14 protein-coding genes and 6 pseudogenes are annotated in these 18,323 nt (G+C 64.0%); 13 read left to right on the plus strand and 7 right to left on the minus strand.

Annotated elements, in window-relative coordinates; translation table 11 throughout:
• Positions 1 to 71: 71 nt before the first annotated feature.
• Together ACTVZO_RS43065 and ACTVZO_RS43070 are read left to right on the plus strand one after the other, a co-directional pair.
• Positions 72 to 371, plus strand: a complete 300-nt coding sequence (locus tag ACTVZO_RS43065) for a transposase (RefSeq protein ID WP_443296350.1) — start codon at positions 72 to 74, stop codon at positions 369 to 371.
• Positions 347 to 1,297, plus strand: coding sequence for an IS3 family transposase (locus ACTVZO_RS43070; RefSeq protein WP_443296349.1), 951 nt, complete (start codon positions 347 to 349; stop codon positions 1,295 to 1,297). Before ACTVZO_RS43065 ends, ACTVZO_RS43070 begins: the two co-directional genes overlap by 25 nt.
• A gap of 105 nt (positions 1,298 to 1,402) precedes the next feature.
• Here the strand turns inward: ACTVZO_RS43070 and ACTVZO_RS43075 are convergent, their stop codons facing one another.
• Positions 1,403 to 2,725, minus strand: coding sequence for an IS256 family transposase (locus ACTVZO_RS43075; RefSeq protein WP_443304060.1), 1,323 nt, complete (start codon positions 2,723 to 2,725; stop codon positions 1,403 to 1,405).
• Positions 2,726 to 2,833: 108 nt separating this feature from the next.
• Here ACTVZO_RS43075 and ACTVZO_RS43080 point away from each other — a divergent pair.
• From ACTVZO_RS43080 to ACTVZO_RS43095, 4 genes and pseudogenes are all read left to right on the plus strand, one after another.
• Positions 2,834 to 3,016 (plus strand): annotated as a pseudogene (locus tag ACTVZO_RS43080) (IS6 family transposase); the annotation flags it as partial.
• Between the two features lie 227 nt (positions 3,017 to 3,243).
• Entirely contained in the window at positions 3,244 to 4,440 is a 1,197-nt protein-coding gene (locus ACTVZO_RS43085; protein WP_443304039.1) for an IS110 family transposase, read from the plus strand.
• 16 nt (positions 4,441 to 4,456) lie between these two features.
• A pseudogene (locus ACTVZO_RS43090) lies at positions 4,457 to 4,945 on the plus strand (IS6 family transposase); the annotation flags it as partial.
• A gap of 74 nt (positions 4,946 to 5,019) precedes the next feature.
• Positions 5,020 to 5,505: pseudogene (locus tag ACTVZO_RS43095) on the plus strand (IS6 family transposase); the annotation flags it as partial.
• Between the two features lie 110 nt (positions 5,506 to 5,615).
• On the opposite strand, the gene ACTVZO_RS43100 reads toward ACTVZO_RS43095, so the two are convergent.
• Complete coding sequence (locus ACTVZO_RS43100; RefSeq protein WP_443304040.1) at positions 5,616 to 6,611, minus strand: hypothetical protein; 996 nt, start codon at positions 6,609 to 6,611, stop codon at positions 5,616 to 5,618.
• Positions 6,612 to 7,254: 643 nt separating this feature from the next.
• On the opposite strand from ACTVZO_RS43100, the pseudogene ACTVZO_RS43105 reads away from it, so the two are divergent.
• Positions 7,255 to 7,788, plus strand: a pseudogene (locus tag ACTVZO_RS43105) (IS6 family transposase); the annotation flags it as partial.
• Between the two features lie 35 nt (positions 7,789 to 7,823).
• Here ACTVZO_RS43105 and ACTVZO_RS43110 read toward each other — a convergent pair.
• Positions 7,824 to 9,125 carry an ISAs1 family transposase gene (locus tag ACTVZO_RS43110; RefSeq protein WP_443296498.1) on the minus strand — a complete coding sequence of 434 codons (1,302 nt, stop codon included), beginning with the start codon at positions 9,123 to 9,125 and terminating at the stop codon, positions 7,824 to 7,826.
• A 126-nt stretch (positions 9,126 to 9,251) separates the two neighbouring features.
• Between ACTVZO_RS43110 and ACTVZO_RS43115 the strand changes: the two are divergent.
• The 4 genes and pseudogenes from ACTVZO_RS43115 to ACTVZO_RS43130 form a co-directional block, all read left to right on the plus strand.
• Positions 9,252 to 9,449: pseudogene (locus tag ACTVZO_RS43115) on the plus strand (IS6 family transposase); the annotation flags it as partial.
• Between the two features lie 1,019 nt (positions 9,450 to 10,468).
• Positions 10,469 to 11,212 (plus strand): IS6 family transposase, encoded by a 744-nt coding sequence (locus ACTVZO_RS43120; protein WP_443304041.1) that lies wholly within the window; start codon positions 10,469 to 10,471, stop codon positions 11,210 to 11,212.
• Positions 11,167 to 11,886 carry an IS6 family transposase gene (locus ACTVZO_RS43125; RefSeq protein ID WP_443304042.1) on the plus strand — a complete coding sequence of 240 codons (720 nt, stop codon included), beginning with the start codon at positions 11,167 to 11,169 and terminating at the stop codon, positions 11,884 to 11,886. Before ACTVZO_RS43120 ends, ACTVZO_RS43125 begins: the two co-directional genes overlap by 46 nt.
• A gap of 74 nt (positions 11,887 to 11,960) precedes the next feature.
• Positions 11,961 to 12,158 (plus strand): annotated as a pseudogene (locus ACTVZO_RS43130) (IS3 family transposase); the annotation flags it as partial.
• Between the two features lie 130 nt (positions 12,159 to 12,288).
• Here ACTVZO_RS43130 and ACTVZO_RS43135 read toward each other — a convergent pair.
• From ACTVZO_RS43135 to ACTVZO_RS43150, 4 genes are all read right to left on the minus strand, one after another.
• Positions 12,289 to 13,092, minus strand: a complete 804-nt coding sequence (locus ACTVZO_RS43135) for a transposase family protein (RefSeq protein WP_443302918.1) — start codon at positions 13,090 to 13,092, stop codon at positions 12,289 to 12,291.
• A gap of 158 nt (positions 13,093 to 13,250) precedes the next feature.
• A complete protein-coding gene (locus tag ACTVZO_RS43140) occupies positions 13,251 to 14,756 on the minus strand; it encodes a hypothetical protein (RefSeq protein ID WP_443304043.1) in 1,506 nt (501 codons plus the stop codon).
• A 452-nt stretch (positions 14,757 to 15,208) separates the two neighbouring features.
• Positions 15,209 to 16,404 (minus strand): IS3 family transposase gene (locus tag ACTVZO_RS43145; protein WP_443296327.1). Its coding sequence is split into 2 segments (ribosomal slippage): positions 15,209 to 16,152 and positions 16,152 to 16,404, totalling 1,197 coding nucleotides; the frame shifts between segments, so codons are not numbered across the junction.
• Positions 16,379 to 16,696 (minus strand): hypothetical protein, encoded by a 318-nt coding sequence (locus ACTVZO_RS43150; RefSeq protein ID WP_443304044.1) that lies wholly within the window; start codon positions 16,694 to 16,696, stop codon positions 16,379 to 16,381. Before ACTVZO_RS43150 ends, ACTVZO_RS43145 begins: the two co-directional genes overlap by 26 nt.
• Positions 16,697 to 16,997: 301 nt before the next feature.
• Here ACTVZO_RS43150 and ACTVZO_RS43155 point away from each other — a divergent pair, with 301 nt between their 5' ends.
• Together ACTVZO_RS43155 and ACTVZO_RS43160 are read left to right on the plus strand one after the other, a co-directional pair.
• Positions 16,998 to 17,846: an IS5 family transposase gene (locus ACTVZO_RS43155; RefSeq protein ID WP_443296339.1), complete on the plus strand. Its 849-nt coding sequence runs from the start codon at positions 16,998 to 17,000 to the stop codon at positions 17,844 to 17,846.
• Positions 17,843 to 18,247 (plus strand): hypothetical protein, encoded by a 405-nt coding sequence (locus ACTVZO_RS43160; RefSeq protein ID WP_443296338.1) that lies wholly within the window; start codon positions 17,843 to 17,845, stop codon positions 18,245 to 18,247. The genes ACTVZO_RS43155 and ACTVZO_RS43160 overlap by 4 nt, the downstream gene beginning before the upstream one ends.
• Positions 18,248 to 18,323: the final 76 nt, after the last annotated feature.

An 18,323-nucleotide genomic window follows, 5' to 3' on the forward strand; every position in this document is an offset into this window, starting at 1 on the left:
CGCGGTCTCGTCGCGGCGGTGGCTGTGCTTCCCCTCGTAGCGTGGAGTCGTGACCCGATAAGGAGTTGAGGGTGGGGAAGCGACGTAGCTACGACGCGGAGTTCCGTGAGGGGGCCGTGCGGATCGTGCTGGAGACGGGCAAGCCGGCTGCGGAGGTCGCGCGGGATCTGGGTGTGCACGAGGGCACGCTGCAGACCTGGGTGAGCCGGGCCCGCGGGGCCGCGGAGACGGGTACCGGCCCTCTGGAGGAATCCGAGCGGGAGGAACTGGCCCGGCTCCGGGCGGAGAATCAGCGGTTGCGCAAGGAGACCGTCGAGCTCGGGATGGAGCGTGATGTCCTCAAGCGATGCATGGTCCTGTGGGTGAAGTAGCTGATTGGGACCCGGCGGTACTCGTCGGGGTGATCAGCGACTGCAGGACCGAGGAGAAGATCCCGCACACCGTGGCCTGCCGCGCGCTCGGTGTGTCACCGGCCTGGTACTACAAATGGCGTGGCAGGCCTGCAAATTTGACGAAGCGTGAGGTCAGACGGGCCGCGCTGACCGAGAGGATCAAGCACTTCTTCGACGCGTCGGGTCGGACCTACGGCTCGCCCAGGATCACGCTTGACCTGTGGGCCGAGGGCTGGCAAGTGTCCGTGAACACGGTCGCCGAGATCATGTCCGAGGAGGGCTGGTACGGCCGCGAACCGAAAAAGAGCAAGGGCCTGACTCGCCAGGGCAAGCGGAAAGCAGCCCGCGACCTGGTCGGACGGCACTTCGACGCGATCGCTCCCGACGTGCTCTGGGTGGGTGACATGACCGAGATCGACACCGGCGAGGGCAAGCTCTACCTGGCCACCGTCATCGACCTGTTCTCCCGCCGCTGCCTCGGATACGCCATGGACGCCCGCCACGACGCCGCCCTGGTCAGCGCGTCCCTGCAGATGGCCGCCGCGACCCGCGGCGGCGACGTGGACGGAGTGATCTTCCACTCCGACAGGGGCAGCGAATACGCCTCCGCCGCCTACAACAGCCTGTGCGACCGACTCGGCGTGGTCCAGTCCATGGGCCGCGTGGGGTCCTGTTTCGACAACGCCGCCGCCGAGGCGTTCAACTCCACCGTCAAGACCGAGTACATCCACCGGCACCGGTTCACCACCCGCGCCGAAGCCCGGATCAAGATCGCCACGTGGATCGCCGACTTCTACAACACCAGACGCCGACACACCCGTGCCGGCGGACTCCCACCCGTGGAGTTCGAACAGAAGATCAGCCAGCAACGCAGCCAAGCCCACCAGAGGGCCGAAGCCGCATAGAAGAGGACTCTACGTTTCCAGGGGATTGACAACGTGTTTGTGTGTGATGCGTGATGGGCTCCGGTTGGTAGGGGTTCCTGTGGTGGTTACGTTGAGTGAGGTTGGTTAGAGGGGGAGGCGGTCGCCGAACCGGATCTTGAATTGGTTCATGGCGGCGGTCCAGCCGAGGGTGCCGGTGCCGCGGACGCGCCCGGTGGGGACGTGGCCGTCGCCGTCGATGTGGCGTCCCTCGATGTTGCGGATGCCGAGGTAGAGCATCTTCATGGCGGCCGTGTCGGACGGGAAGTGGCCGCTGGTCTTGATGAGTTTGCGCAGGTTGCGGTTCATGGACTCGATGGCGTTGGTGGTGTAGATGACGCGTCGGATGTCCTGGTCGAAGTCGAGGAACGGGATGAACCGGTCCCAGGCGTTCTCGAACGTGGCGATGAGGCCGGGGTATTTCTGTCCCCACTCCTCGCGTACCGCTTCCAGGGCCTCGAGGGCCCCGGTCTCGTCGACGGCGGTGTAGACGGGCTTGAGGGCCGCGGCGACCTTCTTGCGGTCGGTGGAGGACGAGAATCGCATCGCCGCCCTGATCAGGTGGACGACGCAGGTTTGCGTGATGGCCTGCGGCCACACTGCCTCGATGGCTTCCGGGAGGCCCTTGAGGCCGTCGCAGCACACGATCAGGGCGTCGCGCAGGCCGCGGTTCTTCAGCTGGGTCAGGACGTGGAGCCAGAATTTGGCGCCCTCGTTGTCCTCGATCCAGATGCCCAGGACGTTCTTGATGCCGTCCACGTCCACGCCGATGACCAGGTGCGCGGCCTTGTTGACCACGTGCCCGCCGTCGCGGATCCTCACCCGCACGGCATCGATGTACAAGATCGGATAGGTTTCGTCGACGGGCCGGTTCTGCCAGGCCTGGACCTCGTCGGTGATCACGTCGGTGACCTTCGAGACCAGTCCCGGGGACACCGTGGCCCCGTAGACCTCGGCCAGGTGGGCGGTGATGTCCCGGGTCGACATGCCCCGCGCGTACAGCGACAGGATCATCTCGTCGACCTGCCCGAGCCGCCGCCGGCCCTTGGGCACGATCACCGGTGTGAACGCACTGTTGCGGTCCCTGGGCACGTCCACCGTGACCGGCCCCGCCGTCGTCGTCACCGTCTTCGGATACACACCATTGCGATGGTTGCCCGAACCGCGGCCCGCCCGGTCTCCTGCCTCGTAGCCCAGGTGATCTGCCATCTCGACCTGCAGAGCCCGCTCGAGGACGGCCTTCATCATCTGCCCTAGCAGCCCGCCGGCCCCGTCCAGACCCATCCCGGACTCCTTGGCGTCCGACACCAGAGCATCGATCGCCTCCGGCGACAACACCCGCGCCAACCGCCCGGCCGCCGCCTCACTGCCCTCCAGCTCCCGCTCGTCGTCCTGCTCATCTACCCGCATGATCGTCACAGCCTGTTACTCCCTGATGAGGAAGGAACCAGACCATCCAGACCTAACCATCACCAACGCACACAATCATGTGTACATCCCCACCGCTACCCCGTAGAGATCATTTCCCACTGTGTGTGGCTGTACTTCCGCTTCCCGCTCTCCTTCCGTGAGGTCGAGGAGATGATGCTCGAGCGGGGCGTGACCGTCTCCTACGAGACGATCCGGCGGTGGTGTCTGAAGTTCGGCCAGACCTACGCCAACAGCCTGCGCCGGCGCCGCCCGCAGCCGGGCGACAAGTGGCCTTACGTTGTTGGACGGGTTGATCGAGCCATTCGTAGGGTTGGGTCGCCCAGGGGTGCTGGGTGTGGCTGACAAGTGGCTGCCGTCTGTGGCTTCAGATGCTTTGCCGCCCGGCATCCCACGACGACCGGGCCGCTGATTGGGAAGTGCGAACAAGTCGCTGCGTAAGGCAATGCCGGCGAGGTCGTCCGTGGCACATACGTACAGGCACGACCTCATGGAGCACGATGAGCCGGATATGGGCGGGAACTGATTGCGGCAAGACCCACCACCACACCCTGGTCATGGACTCGGCGGGCAACACGCTGCTGTCGCGGCGGGTGGCCAGCGATGAGCCGGAGCTGCTCCAGCTGATCACCGACGTCCTCGATGTCGCCGAGGGCAGGGCGGTGACCTGGGCAATGGACATGACCGGCGGCGAGCCCGGTCTGCTGATCAACCTTCTGGCCAACCATGGCCAGGAGCTCATCTACATCCCCGGCGTCGCGGTCAACCGCGCCACCGACAGTTACCGGGGACAAGGCAAAACCGACGCCCGCGACGCACACGTGATCGCCGACCAGGCCAGAATGCGCAACGATCTGCTGCCCGTCCGCCTCGACGACGAAGCCGTGATCGAGCTGCGGTTGCTCACCGAGCACCGCACGGACCTCGTGGCTGACCGCACCCGCGTCACCAACCGGCTCCGGGCCCTGCTGAACAGCATGTTCCCCGCCCTGGAACGGGCTCTGGACCTCGGCAACATCGGGCCTCTGCTGCTCCTCACGGGCTACCAGACACCGGCCGCGATCCGGCGCGCCGGCATCAAACGCCTGACAACGTGGCTGCGCAACCGCAAGGTCCGCGGCGCGGAGGTCCTGGCCGCGAGGGCTGTCGAGGCCGCCGACCGTCAGCACACCGCGGTCGCCGGGGAGAAAGCCATCGCGAAGATGGTCCACACCCTGACCGAGGAGGTGATGGCCCTCAACGAGAAGATCACCGAGACCGACAAGCTCATCGAGGGCCGGTTTCGCGAGCACGAACTCGCCGAAGTGATCACCTCCATGCCCGGCATCGGACCGACCCTCGGTGCCGAGTTCCTCGCAGCCGTCGGCGGCAGCCTGGACGCCTTCCCCACCGCGGACCGGCTCGCCGCCTTCGCCGGCGTCTCCCCGGCCCCGCGAGACTCCGGCAAGGTCAGCGGCAACCTCCACCGCCCACAGCGATATCACCGGCGCCTGCAACGCGTCTTCTACACATCCGCACTGATCAGCGTCCAGCACGACCCCAACTCCCGCGCTTTCTACGACCGCAAGAGAACCGAAGGCAAGCGGCACACCCAGGCCGTCATCGCGCTCGCACGACGCCGCGTCAACGTCCTTTGGGCCCTCATCCGTGACGGACGGTGCTACCAAGTCGCACCCACCGTCACCAAAGCGACTTGACAACAGCATTGGGAAGCACCTGGACGAGGTCTTCATCAAGATCCGCGGCGTGCAGAGGTACTTGTGGCGGGCCGTCGACCAGGACGGCAACGTCCTCGACATCCTGGTCCAGAACCGGCTCGACAAGGCCGCGGCCAGGCGTTTCTTCCGCCGGCTCCTCACCACGACCGGGCAGGTGCCCCGGGTGGTCGTCACGGACAAACTCCGCTCCTACGGAGCTGCGCACCGTGAGGTGATGCCCTCGGTCGAGCACCGCTCCCACAAGGGTTTGAACAACCGGGCCGAGAACTCACACCAGCCCACCCGGCAGAGGGAACGGGCGATGAAAGGATTCCGCACCGTCGGCGGGGCCCAGCGGTTCCTGTCCGCGTTCACCGGGATCTCACCCCACTTCCGACCCCACCGCCACCTCATGACCGCCGGCCGCTACCGCTTCGAAATGAGGATCCGCTTCACCATCTGGAACCACATCACCGGCGCCACCGGCATGTCCATGACGGCCTGAACGGCAGACCGCTGGCACCTCACCACGCCCTGACGCGCCATCAAACGATCACGCCGCCGACAATGTGACAACGCCTGACAGAGCCCTTCATCAAGGTCCGCGGGGTGCGGAAGTACTTGTGGCGGGCCGTCGACCAGGATGGCAACGTCCTCGACATCCTGGTCCAGAACCGTCGCGACAAGCCGGCGGCCAGGCGTTTCTTCCGCCGGGTGATCACCACCACCGGGCAGGTGCCCAGGGTGATCATCACGGACAAACTCCGCTCCTACCAGGCTGCGCACCGGGAGGTGATGCCCTCGGTCGAGCACCGTGCACACAAGGGACTGAACAACCGGGCGGAGAACTCCCACCAGCCCACGAGGCAGCGAGAACGCGCGATGAAAGGGTTCCGCAGCACAGGCGGAGCGCAACGCTTCCTGTCCGCGTTCACCGGGATCTCACCCCACTTCCGGCCCCACCGGCATCTGATGACGGCCGGCCGGTACCGCTTCGAAATGAGGGTCCGCTTCACCATCTGGAACCACATCACCGGCGCCACCGGCACGCCCGCCACAGCCTGAACAGCAGACCGCTCACACCTCACCACACCCTGACGCGCCATCAAACGATCACGCCCTCGATAACGTGACAGTGCCCAGTAACACCCCCGCTGAAGATCAAGGCTGATGGTCTACCAGCCGATGAAATCGACCCCTGCTGAATTCATATCGTGCACTGGTGTTGACGTCCCGTTTCGGACCTCGACGAAATCTCCGACCGTGTACACGGTGCAGGTGTCGTCGGCATCCACGATGACGTTATCGGTGGCTATTACCGTGGTTCCCGCGCGTGCCGTAACCTGGGCGGTTCCTGTGGCCTTGATGAGACAGGCCTCGCCTGCGACGTTAGTCGTACCCGTTGCCTCGATACGAGCAGCACTGTGCGCCCAGACCGTTCCTGCAGAAGCGTAGACGATGGCAGGTCCTTGCGCCTGGACGGTTCCCCCCGTTGCCCGTACGGTCCCGCCAGCAGCAAAGACCTCTGCCTCTCCGCTGACATTTACCGTGCCTGTGCCTTGCGAGTGGAACGTTCCCCCAGTCACATTGGCAGTGTAGGCAGCTCCCCTGCAGTAGGTTAGTCCGCCGCTGCAGTCCAGGGGCTGGGACGGATCGGTAGCTGTAAGGACACCGCCGGTAATTTTTCCAGATCCGCCTATCATCTCAGCGGTGCCACTCTCGCAGATAACTCGGGCGTTCCGGGCCGTGACATTGGCCGAGTCGTTGACCCAAATTCTTCCACCATTGACAGTGACCTGTGACTGCCCCTTGGCGACGATGCTGCACCGGTAGTGGCCCTGCAGGATGAATTGATCACCTGGGTCCTTGCTGCAAAGGTTGATCTGTTCGACACCAGGACTCCGGAGAGCCTTCGCAAAGCCAGCCTGCGTGTAGACAGATCTAACTTGTCCTGGCGTTACCGGCGCAAAATACTGCTGTGCGCTCTGGTCTATACCGCGCAGGCGGGCCGAGTCTTCATTCGTAACCTTGTTGTAAATCTGCCGCCAAACATCCTGAGGCAAGCGCGGATCGAGAGGAGTCCCCTCGAACTCATCCCATTTCTCCACATCTTCCAGACGGCGCTTGGATCCGACCGGCGGGTCCATCTTGGAGTTATTGTCTGATTCCATAAGATTCTTCCTTCGTTCATCAGGATAGTCATGCTTTAGTTCGAGAACTGCGTCTCATATCCTAAAGAGGTAGCCATCTCACTGTGGCCAGTCGGCAGCCCTCGAACCACGGACATTCAGGCAATCAATCAGGCACTGATCAGATCCTAGTCTCCAGGTGTCCAAGACCAATGGGAAGCTTCACCTGCCACTCCTCCTCACGCCCAGGACAACGAATTAGCCTTGCCTGAAGTGCTGCCCATCCGGGCTCAGGGGCGGCCAGATCTCGTGGTAAGTGTGGGGCCGGCAGCGCATTCCTAAAAAGAGTCGAAGGAAGCGCGCATTTCATGGAGATAAACGATGGAAGATACGACAGAGTCCAGCAGCATTACACGGAAATGGCCGCTGATCACTGCCTACGTGGAAGAAAATGGAGTCGGCCGCCTCGCGGATTAGATACTCGAAAACTTCGCAACCAGCGGCCGAATAGACGAGTATCAAGTCGAGTTGATTTGGTCAGGGCTGAGGCTTCTCGTCGGAAAGGGGGTAAGGTCCGAGGAAGTGGCGTACGTCGTCGGCAGGGCTAATTCATAGGGCTCTGTCACGTTGTCGGTGGCGGTCTGGGATGATCTTCGGGTTGTCTGTCCGGGGAGGGGATCCGCTCGTGTCGTCTGTGGTGCCGTCGTACGCGAATCACCGGTACCCGGCCGAGGTCATCGCGCACTGTGTGTGGCTGTACTTCCGCTTCCCGCTCAGCTTCCGCGAGGTGGAGGAGATGATGCTCGAGGGAGGCGTCGTGGTGTCGCACGAGAGCATCCGCCGGTGGTGCCTGAAGTTCGGCCAGGCCTACGCCAACAGCCTGCGCCGCAGGCGCCCACAGCCCGGCGACAAATGGCACCTCGACGAGGTCTTCATCAAAATCGGCGGGGTTCAGAAGTACCTGTGGCGGGCTGTGGACGCCGACGGCAACGTGCTGGACATCCTGGTCCAGAACCGGCGGGACAAGGCTGCGGCCAGGCGTTTCTTCCGCCGGCTGATGAAGACCACCGGGCAGGCGCCCCGGGTGATCGTCACCGACAAGCTGAAGTCGTACGGGGCTGCGCACCGTGAGGTGATGCCCTCGGTCGAGCACCGTGCTCACAAGGGTTTGAACAATCGGGCGGAGAACTCACACAAGCCAACGAGGCAACAGGAACGCAGGGCCCCGGAGTGTTCCCGAGATGTCCGGTTTGGTCATGTGATGCCGTGGAGCCGCAGGACGGCGGTGGGGTCGGTGTGGGCGCGTCTGGCGCTGGCGGCGTTGACCCAGCCGAGGGCCCGGAGGGTGCCGCGGACGATGTCGCCGAGGCCGGCCATGACGGCGGGCGTGTTGCGGGTGCGGATGGTGCGGGCGTCTTCGCCGAAGGTGACGTCGCGGACCCAGTGGACGCTGTTCTCGATCGTCCAGTGGCCGCGGGCCCAGGCTGCGATCTCCTCGGGGCTCGCCTGCTCGGCGGTCAGGTCGGTGACCGCGTAGACGATCTCCTCGGACCACTTCTTCGTGCCGAGCGGGCGGCGCCTGCGGCGGATGCGGACCACCTGGCGGGCGTGGGGGAACAGGAGCCCGTTCACGCTGGCGACCTGCAGTTCACGGATCTCCTCGCGGCCGTGGCCGGACTCACTGGTGCGGTGCAGGACCGGGATCTGCTTCCAGGGAAGGGACTTGAGCTGCCGGGCGAGGTTCTTCTGGTTCCCCTTCACGGACAGCAGGTAGTGGGCGCCGCGCTCCTCGACCAGGTAGCGGGCGTGCTCGCGCTGGGCGTGCAGGGCATCGAGGGTGACCACGGCGTCTTCCAGTTCCTCGTCGGGGATCTGTTCCATGAGGGGCTGGAACTCGGGTATCTCGTTGGTCTTGGCGCCGACCTCGCGGGCGGCGACGGTCAGCGCGTCCTGGTGGCGCACTGCGGAGAACACGTAGACCTGGGAGCCGTCCGGGCGCTTCGCCCCGCGCAGGCACTTGCCATCCCCTGCGAAGACCCGCCGCCGGGCCCGGGACGGTGGTGTGCGTTCGGCGGCGTGGTGAGCGCGACGCTGTTCGCGTTCGGCGAGTCCCTCCGGGGTCCGCGCGCTCGGCGCCCGGTCTGCTGATTGCCGGGCCAGGACGGCCAGTCGCGTGTAGCCGGCTCGGGTCAGCTCGGCCGGGTCGACCTTGCCGTAGGCGTCGCGCAGGGTCTTCTCGTTGGGGCACCGCATCCGGCCGGTCATCGGATCGAACGGACAACCGAGATCGGCCAGGACCTGCTGATCACAGCGACGTGCCCACTCCCCGATCGCGACAAGGGAGTTATGGCCGGCGGTGGTCATCGCACAGACCCCGATCGCCAGCAGCGTCGCCAGCCGGTAGCGCCTCCCACGCGGATCACGCGAGTCCGGGACCTGGGCCAGAGCCTGCAGCAGCCCGTCCGGGACGACCGGCTCCGACGCGGCCAGCGACTGCGCAAGCAGGGGCGCGCACACGGGCACGACGGCCACAGGGCAGGATGAAGCAACGAGCACGGCACCCCTGCAGATCGTGAAGCCTAGAGAACTCCATGATCCACAGGTGCCGTGCTCGCTTCACGCCCAGGGACAACCGGCGCCCACGGGGCCAAATCAGACATTCCCGGAACACTCCGGGGCCCTGAACAGGAACGCGCCATGAAGGGGTTCCGCAGCCCCGGCGGAGCGCAGCGGTTCCTGTCCGCGTTCACCGGGATCTCACCCCACTTCCGGCCCCACCGCCATCTGATGACCGCCCGCCGGTACCGCTTCGAGATGGCGGTCCGCTTCGCCGTCTGGAACCAGATCACCAGCGCCATAGGCATGCCCGCCACGGCCTGAAGCACGCCCACCACCGGGCCTCAGCGCACCCTGATGCACCATCAAAAGATGATGCCGCCAACAATGTGACAACGCCCCAGCCTCGTCCAAGCCGTCCTCACCCTCCATCTGGCCAGCTCAGACTGAGGTTGGAAAAGGCTCAGTGCCTCAAAGTTTGGCCATCAAGGCCGGCTTCTCCAAAGGCGATCCGAGATAATTGAAGCCCCTCCTTCACTCCTACACGAACGCCGGATCTCCACCAGTACAGGTAGGGCTGCCGCTTCCTTCCTTACATCCGGCTCCTCGCACTCAGAAGTAGAAAAGAAAATCTCATGCATGCTACACGTTCCTTGCTGGCAAGTGTCACTGCGCTCCTCTGCCTCACGACTGTCAGTGCAGCGGCCGCCCACGCTGCAAACGCCGCAGGCGGGGCCCGCGATAATGCGCCTTACGTCATCACAAATCATACCGGAACTGCTTTCGGTGTTGTCTGCCAAAACTGCACCCTGAACGACAAGAGCGGCTCACTCAAGCCTGGTGCAACAATCAAGGCAACCCCCGAAACGCCTTCAGCTCAAGCATATTTGAATGCAACCGAAATTAATGTCGCGATAAATTTGTCAACGGGAACATGTGAAGCACTCGCAGGCCCAAAGCCAATTTGCAGCATTGACGTCGAAAATAATTCTACTACACTCAATGGATTTCAAAGGCAAGGATGATCCAATCATCCCGGTGGCACGACAATTGGTGTGCGAGCCATAAGCAGCACATCCAGGGCGGATCCGGCCCCACCCCAGGGCTGATTCATAGTCCTGATGGCCTGGATAACTTGCTGGTCACAGGGGCGTGACGAACCTTCAGTACGGCATTGAGGCATGCATCGAGGCTCCGATGATCAAGGTGACCTTCACGTCGCCTGATCATCGGAGCCTCGATGTGCCGCCAGTCTGCCACCGTCTGTCTGACCGGCACTGTCACCTTGTTCGGTGGTCTGGGATGATCTTCGGGTTGTGGGTGCCGGGGGAGGGGTGGGATCCGTGTCGTCTGTGTCGCCGTCGTACAAGAACCACCGCTACCCCGTAGAGATCATTTCCCACTGTGTGTGGCTGTACTTCCGCTTCCCGCTCTCCTTCCGTGAGGTCGAGGAGATGATGCTCGAGCGGGGCGTGACCGTCTCCTACGAGACGATCCGGCGGTGGTGTCTGAAGTTCGGTCAGGCGTACGCCAACAGCCTGCGCCGGCGCCGCCCGCAGCCGGGCGATAAGTGGCACCTGGACGAGGTCTTCATCAAGGTCCGCGGGGTGCGGAAGTACTTGTGGCGGGCCGTCGACCAGGATGGCAACGTCCTCGACATCCTGGTCCAGAACCGTCGCGACAAGCCGGCGGCCAGGCGTTTCTTCCGCCGGGTGATCACCACCACCGGGCAGGTGCCCAGGGTGATCATCACGGACAAACTCCGCTCCTACCAGGCTGCGCACCGGGAGGTGATGCCCTCGGTCGAGCACCGTGCACACAAGGGACTGAACAACCGGGCGGAGAACTCCCACCAGCCCACGAGGCAGCGAGAACGCGCGATGAAAGGGTTCCGCAGCACAGGCGGAGCGCAACGCTTCCTGTCCGCGTTCACCGGGATCTCACCCCACTTCCGGCCCCACCGGCATCTGAGGCACTGTCACCTTGTTCGGGGGGTCTGGGATGATCTTGGGGTTGTGGGTGTCTGTGAGGGGTGGGGTCCGTGTCGTCTGCGTCGCCGTCGTACAAGAACCACCGCTACCCCGTAGAGATCATTTCCCACTGTGTGTGGCTGTACTTCCGCTTCCCGCTCTCCTTCCGTGAGGTCGAGGAGATGATGCTCGAGCGGGGCGTGACCGTCTCCTACGAGACGATCCGGCGGTGGTGTCTGAAGTTCGGCCAGACCTACGCCAACAGCCTGCGCCGGCGCCGCCCGCAGCCGGGCGACAAGTGGCACCTGGACGAGGTCTTCATCAAGATCCGCGGCGTGCAGAGGTACTTGTGGCGGGCCGTCGACCAGGACGGCAACGTCCTCGACATCCTGGTCCAGAACCGGCTCGACAAGGCCGCGGCCAGGCGTTTCTTCCGCCGGCTCCTCACCACGACCGGGCAGGTGCCCCGGGTGGTCGTCACGGACAAACTCCGCTCCTACGGAGCTGCGCACCGTGAGGTGATGCCCTCGGTCGAGCACCGCTCCCACAAGGGTTTGAACAACCGGGCCGAGAACTCACACCAGCCCACCTGGCAGAGGGAACGGGCGATGAAAGGATTCCGCACCGTCGGCGGGGCCCAGCGGTTCCTGTCCGCGTTCACCGGGATCTCACCCCACTTCCGACCCCACCGCCACCTCATGACCGCCGGCCGCTACCGCTTCGAAATGAGGATCCGCTTCACCATCTGGAACCACATCACCGGCGCCACCGGCATGTCCATGACGGCCTGAACGGCAGACCGCCGGCACCTCACCACGCCCTGACGCGCCATCAAACGATCACGCCGCCGACAATGTGACAACGCCTGGCGGAATCATTCTTCGCGACCCTGAAAAATGAACGTGTCCACCGGACCGTATACCCCACCCGAGAACACGCCTACCGCGACATCGCCCGCTACATAGAGGTCCGCTACAATACGAAGCGCCGTCACTCGGGACTCGGGTACCGGACCCCACGAGAGGTCCACGACGAGTACCTGAACCAGCAGCTCGCAGCCTGAATTTGCTAATTAGCAGCTGTCCGGAAAACGCGGGGCCCCTCAACCACAGCGCCCCACCACCCCCTCAACCAGCCACCCCACCAACAACTTGACGACGCCCGTCCCCGCCATCATGCCCAGTGAACGTCTTTCATCCTGAATAGGTGCAGGTCAGGATGGTGTGGACGGCCTTTACGATGGTGCCGATGCGGTTGGTGGAGCATCGCGCTCGTCGAAGAACCTTCCACGATTTCAGCAGTGCGAAGGCTCGTTCGCCGGGTGCCCGGAGGCGGGCATGGTCGCGGTTGAACTGCTGGTAATGCTCGGGCTGGTCGCGGTGCCGGTAGTACGGGGTGCGGACGGTCGCGCCGGCGCCCTGGTACGCGCGGTCCGCGAGTACGAGGATCTGCCTGGTCAGGCAAGCCTGGACGATGCCATGGGCGCGGGCCGCGGTCAGGTCGTGGGTTCGGCCCGGCAGGGCTCGGGAGAACCACAGGGGTGTGCCGTCCGGGCGGGCGATCACCTGCACGTTCATCCCGTGTTGGCGGTGCTTCATCGAGTAGTACGGCTCGTCCGCTCCGATCCGGTCGGTGGGGATGAGGCTGCCGTCAACGATGACGAAGTCTTCCTCACCCAGACCGACGAGGGCCTCGTGCAGTCCCGGAGCCCACGCGGCCAGAACGTCCAGGGTCTCCTCGACGTACCGCCAGGCCGTCGCTTCCGACACCCCGAACCCCGCTCCCACCTGCGCGAATGTCTCGTTCTTCCGCAGGTGGGCGAGTGCAAGCAGAGCCTGCTTGAAGCAACCCAGCCTCCGCCAGGGAGAGTTCAGCTCCTGTCGGCGGGCATGGAGAAGCCAGGAAACATGCTCAACCAGCTCATGCGGGACGTCGAGCGTGGCAGGATACGGAACCAACGAAGCCTCCGGCACCGATGTGATGAGTGAGATCACCACACCAACGACGGAGGCTTCGCCATGTCACCATCCACCCCGCTGACCTGCCCATTCACCCCGCAGAGACAGGATGAAAGAGGCTCAGTGAGCCGGCGGCCCCCGCCTCAACCACCCCTTGACATCCATAGGGGTATCAGCACCGTCACGAAAGATCGAGGTTAGATCCCGGGCTTGCCCTGCAGGGATCGCTTCTTTGCGGCGGCCTCCTGCCATCGGGTTCTCAGGAAGGTGCAGAACTCCTGCCAGTACTTTTCGAGCCCTGGGTACACGTGCTCGCTGATTTTGACGATCGCTTCGTTCTTCGCGTACTCGGCTTTGATGAGGGCGTCGGCGATTCCCGGACGGACGCGATCCACGGCCGAGGCGTATTCCTGGCTCTTCCTGTCGCCGGTAGTGAGGAGCGTGTGCTGTCCGTGATCCAGGCCGAGAAGCGCTGCCTCATCGATGGTCATTGAACTGATGAACTGGCCCAGCTGTGCGTCGCCTCGCGAGGCCATGTCGAGACGGGACGTCTGGCCGATACAGGTTTCGAGGGTGCACAAGAGTGCTGGGTCCGCGATGCCGGGGCTGGCTCCCGCGGTGCCGTATGCAGCGGACTCGAGCACCTCGGTGTCGAGCACCTTCTGCGCCGCATGCTCGTGGCCGGCTTCATCGAGGAAGACCGTGGTGGCGCCCATATACAGGCCGATCTTGTTCCACAGCGTCAGGCGTGCGAGTGTCTCGCCACCGGCCTGGGCGGGCCCACTGAGGTAGAAGTGGAACGCGTGACGCCAGGCGTGAGTGTCCGGGGAATCCGCCCATGCCTCGCCCAGGCTCAGGGGCGGCTCTCCCAGCCTTCCGAAGACGGCCGCTTTCGGAAAGAAATTGGAGGCGGCTCTGAAATCCGCCTGCAGGTCATCCTCGCGTCGCCACGTTTCCGCCTGAGCCACGTTCCACGGCGAGCGGAGTTCCATGTTCATTTCGCGCATCGCGCCCTTGAGAGGCTGCGAGTTCCCTTCGAGCTCCGACATCGCACCGTGGAGATCCGTACGGCTGCGCGCAATGAGCTCGTCCTTCTTGCGCTTCAGAGAGGGGAAGTGCCGGGTGTCGTCTTCCGGTATGACGAAGGCGTTCGTGATCCGCTCGTCATAGTCACGGCTCTCTTCATCACCAAGAGCAATCTGGTCCTTGGCGCGTCGGTAAAGCTTTGGACGGCAGCACAGGAGGTGAAGTACCACGTCACGGTCATCGTCATCGGGACCAAACAGTTCTCCCTGCAGTCTCCCCATGAGATCCTGGAGAGTGAGGCTGCTGTCCGTGTGCACAGGAAGCAAGGGGCTGGGGACGTCGACGTTTGTCCGGCAGACGATGAACTTGACGGCAGACATCGACAAAGAGGAATCACCAGTGAGGTAAGTGATCATCGCCTCATGGTCGTGGGGCTGGAGCGTGAGATTCGGGATCTGCTTCGTCCGGTGGCCTTCACCGAAACCAGCTCGGAACCCGACTGTTCCACCAGAGTTGAGGACGGCCACCGAGTTCGGCCGCAACTCGTAGGTATTCTCGTCCACATACAGGCGGACCTGCCAGCCGTCCGGAACATCGACGCCCTGCGCATTCTTGTCGATCCCGTGCGCCATCACAAAAACGGTCTTCACTCTGATATCTGCCTTCTGTCCGGTCATCCCCATACCAGGCCAGGCCGGAGATACGTGGAAGCCAGAGGACCACCCTCCTGACCGCGTCGCTTATCCCACTTAGGAAAACCTTCGGGCAGCACACGGACAGGAGGGCAGGGCTGAAGCGTTCTCAGCTGGTGGGGGGTCTGTCCAGTAGACGGCTCTTACAAGATTTTCGTAGCCGGTGATCGCATCAACTTGCCTGTGGTGTCGGCTGGTTCGCGGTGGCAGGCTGGTTGTGTGTGTCGTGAGGGTGGGGGACCTGCTGCCGCAGCTGGCCGCGGTGCAGGTCGAGCGGGTGGAGGCTGGCAATGGAGTTCCCCCTCTGATCTGGACAGGTTGATACTGGGGCGTATCGGTCCCGGAGGAAGCAGTCCAGGTAGTGAGTAAGAAGAGCAATACGAGCAAGCGGTACATGAGGGGCCCCGCGTTTTCCGGACAGCTGCTAATTAGCAAATTCAGGCTGCGAGCTGCTGGTTCAGGTACTCGTCGTGGACCTCTCGTGGGGTCCGGTACCCGAGTCCCGAGTGACGGCGCTTCGTATTGTAGCGGACCTCTATGTAGCGGGCGATGTCGCGGTAGGCGTGTTCTCGGGTGGGGTATACGGTCCGGTGGACACGTTCATTTTTCAGGGTCGCGAAGAATGATTCCGCCATGGCATTGTCGTAGCAGATCCCGGTCCGGCCAACGGATTGCCGGATTCTTAGCCCGGTCAGTGTATTGGCGAACTGGGTCGAGGTGTAATTGCTGCCGCGGTCCGAGTGAAAGATGGCGTCTTCGGCGAGTGGGTGGTTGCGTGCTGCCATTTTGATGGCTGCTTCGATAAGTGGGGTCTTGTAGTTGTCGTCCATGGCCCACCCGATGACGGCTTTGGTGTGGCAGTCGATGACGGTGGCGAGGAATACCCAGCCTTCCCAGGTTGGAATGTATGTGATGTCGCCGACCATTTTGCGGCCGGGTGCGTCGGCGGTGAAGTCGCGGTTCACGAGGTCAGGGATCGGGCCGGCGGAGCCGTCGTTCTCGGTGAGGCTGTGGCGCCACGGTCGTGGCTGACACGCCTGGAGGTCCAGTTCCCGCATGAGGTCACGCACGAGCTCGGGTCCGCAGGGGACGCCCCACGCGGACAGGTCGGCGTGGACCCGACGGTAGCCGTAGGTTTCGTCAGAATCCTCGAACGACTTGGTGATCAGCAATTTCAGATCCTCCCGTCGCCGGGCAGTCGCTGAAATCGGCCTGCTCCGCCATTCGTAGAAGCCGGAGCGGGATACTTCCAGCCAGTCGCACATCTTGGCAACCGGCACCGTGTCTTCAGTGTTCGTGGTAAATATTGCGTACTCTGCATCGATGAACTCGAACTTGTCGCTCACCGAGGGTCCTTGGCGAAGTACGCTGCAACTTTTTCCAGGAAAGCGACTTTCTGTCGCAGCTCGCGCAATTCTCGTTCCTGCTCCCGCAGGCGGGCGCGCTCGTCGAGCGTGAGTTCCGGCTCCTCGCCATCATGCTCACGACGGTATGCGTTGACCCAGTTTCCCAGAGTTCCTTCAACGAGTCCGAGTTCCCGGGCGACCTGGGCGACCGGACGCGACGTCTCGATCACCATCTTCACGGCCTCTTCCCGATACTCCGGGCTAAATTTCCTGCGTTTCTGCGACAACCGACTTCCCTTTCCGAGTGGTCCCACCGTAGTGGGACCACTGTCCGGAAGGTTCGGGGCGCCTCAATCCGAGTTGCCCGCTCCGGATATTGTGTCCGTTTCCGGTGGTGGCGTTGTTTCCGTATTTGATGTTGCCGCAGGCGTTGTGGTTGTGGTTGCCCTTGACTTCGATGAAGCAGATGTTGCTCTTCCCGGGGTCCTTGCCGTAGTTGTCTGCGTGTGCGGTGGTGCCGATTCCGGTGAGGGCGAGGAGTGCTGCGGTGATGGCGAGTGCGGGGCGTGTGTAGCGCATCCCTTTTATCCTTGTTTAGTGTGGGGTGTGGTGTTTGTATCTTGGAGGTGTGGGGGTGTGTGTGGGGAGGCGGGCCCAGGGCGGAGCGGGATGGACCCGGGTGGGGCGAAGAAGATCTGCCCAACGGGTCGCAAGTCCGGACCCCTTGCCGGCCCGACCCGCGTCCGCGGGTCTTTGGGCCTTGACCCTTGTTGCTGAGAGGACGGTTCGTGACCCTTTGAGTGATTCTGTCGTCGCCTGATGGTGTGGGGTGCGGGCGGAATCCACTGGTCCGCAGCCGGTGGTCTGTTGGGGTGGCGGGGTGAGTGAACGCAAGCCGTACCCGAGTGACTTATCGGACGAGCAGTGGTCGTTGATCGAGCCGGTGATCACGGCGTGGAAGGATCGGCACCGCTCGGTCAGCGGCCACCAGGGCGCCTACGCCATGCGGGAGATCGTGAACTCGATCCTCTACCAGAGCCGGACGGGCTGCCAGTGGGCCTACCTCCCGCACGATCTGCCGCCGAAGAGCGCGACGTACTACTACTTCGCCGCCTGGCGGGACGACGGAACCGACGAGGTCATCCACGAACTCCTGCGCTGCCAGGTCCGTGAGAAGGCCCGCCGATTAGAGGACCCGACCCTGGTGGTGCTGGACACGCAGAGTGTCCGTGTTGCCGCCGGGGTCCCCGCCTCCACGACCGGCCGGGACGCGGCGAAACGGGTCCCGGGCCGCAAGCGCGGACTGGCCGTGGACGTACTCGGCCTGGTCATCGCCGTCATCGTCCTCGCCGCGAGCGCGCATGACAACGCCGCCGGCATCGCCCTGCTCGACCGGGTCGCCGAGAACACCGCAGGAACCGTCGAGAAGGCCCTGGTCGACCAGGGCTTCAAGGCCGCCGTGGTCGCCCACGGCACCACGCTCGGGATCGACGTTGAGATCGTCGAACGCAACCCGCAGGACATCGGGTTCGTGCCGCAGCCGAAGCGGTGGAGGGTCGAGCAGACCTACGGGGTCCTGATACTGCACCGGCGCCTGGTCCGCGACTACGAGCACCGCCCGGCATCCTCCGCCTCACGCGTCTACTGGGCCATGACCCACATCATGGCCCGCCGCCTGACCGGCGCGAACACCCCCACCTGGCGCGATGCGGAAGCGGTGACGGCGTGAACATCGAGCCCCTGCTCGACGCGCTCGACGTCCAGCAGGACGCTGCCCGGTCCCTGGCCGAGGACCTGCGCACCCAGATCGCCGAACTTCAGGGCCGGCTACGGGAAGCCGAGACCCACCTCGAACACCTCGCGATCACCCGGAAGACCGTCACCGCCCTCGCGGACCGGATCCCCGCCGGGGCCGACTCACCCGACCTGCCCGAGCACCCGGACTACCCCCGCATCCTCGGCGTCTTCAACGACGCGACCGGACCGCTACGGGCCCGGGACATCTGCGAAGCCCTCGACCACGAACTGCTGCCGAAGAACATCGAGGGTACCCGCGCCAAGCTGAAACGCCTGGTCAAGCTCGACGTCCTCACCGAGGTCGATGCCGGCAGCTTCACCAGGAAGCAGTAGCCGACCGAGCACCGCGACCAGCAGCCCTGCCCCATCCTCACCCGGAAATGGACATCAAGTCGCGAACCGCCCTCTG

The sequence above is a fragment of the Streptomyces sp. IBSNAI002 genome, assembly GCF_052244475.1.
Classification (GTDB): domain Bacteria; phylum Actinomycetota; class Actinomycetes; order Streptomycetales; family Streptomycetaceae; genus Streptomyces.

Bases quoted from the DNA above. Each gene is read 5' to 3' on its own strand.
- ACTVZO_RS43070 (WP_443296349.1), top strand. From the start codon at position 347: ATGCATGGTCCTGTGGGTGAAGTAGCTGATTGGGACCCGGCGGTACTC.
- ACTVZO_RS43075 (WP_443304060.1), bottom strand. From the start codon at position 2,725: ATGCGGGTAGATGAGCAGGACGACGAGCGGGAGCTGGAGGGCAGTGAG.
- ACTVZO_RS43085 (WP_443304039.1), top strand. From the start codon at position 3,244: ATGAGCCGGATATGGGCGGGAACTGATTGCGGCAAGACCCACCACCAC.
- ACTVZO_RS43100 (WP_443304040.1), bottom strand. From the start codon at position 6,611: ATGGAATCAGACAATAACTCCAAGATGGACCCGCCGGTCGGATCCAAG.
- ACTVZO_RS43140 (WP_443304043.1), bottom strand. From the start codon at position 14,756: ATGACCGGACAGAAGGCAGATATCAGAGTGAAGACCGTTTTTGTGATG.
- ACTVZO_RS43150 (WP_443304044.1), bottom strand. From the start codon at position 16,696: ATGCGCTACACACGCCCCGCACTCGCCATCACCGCAGCACTCCTCGCC.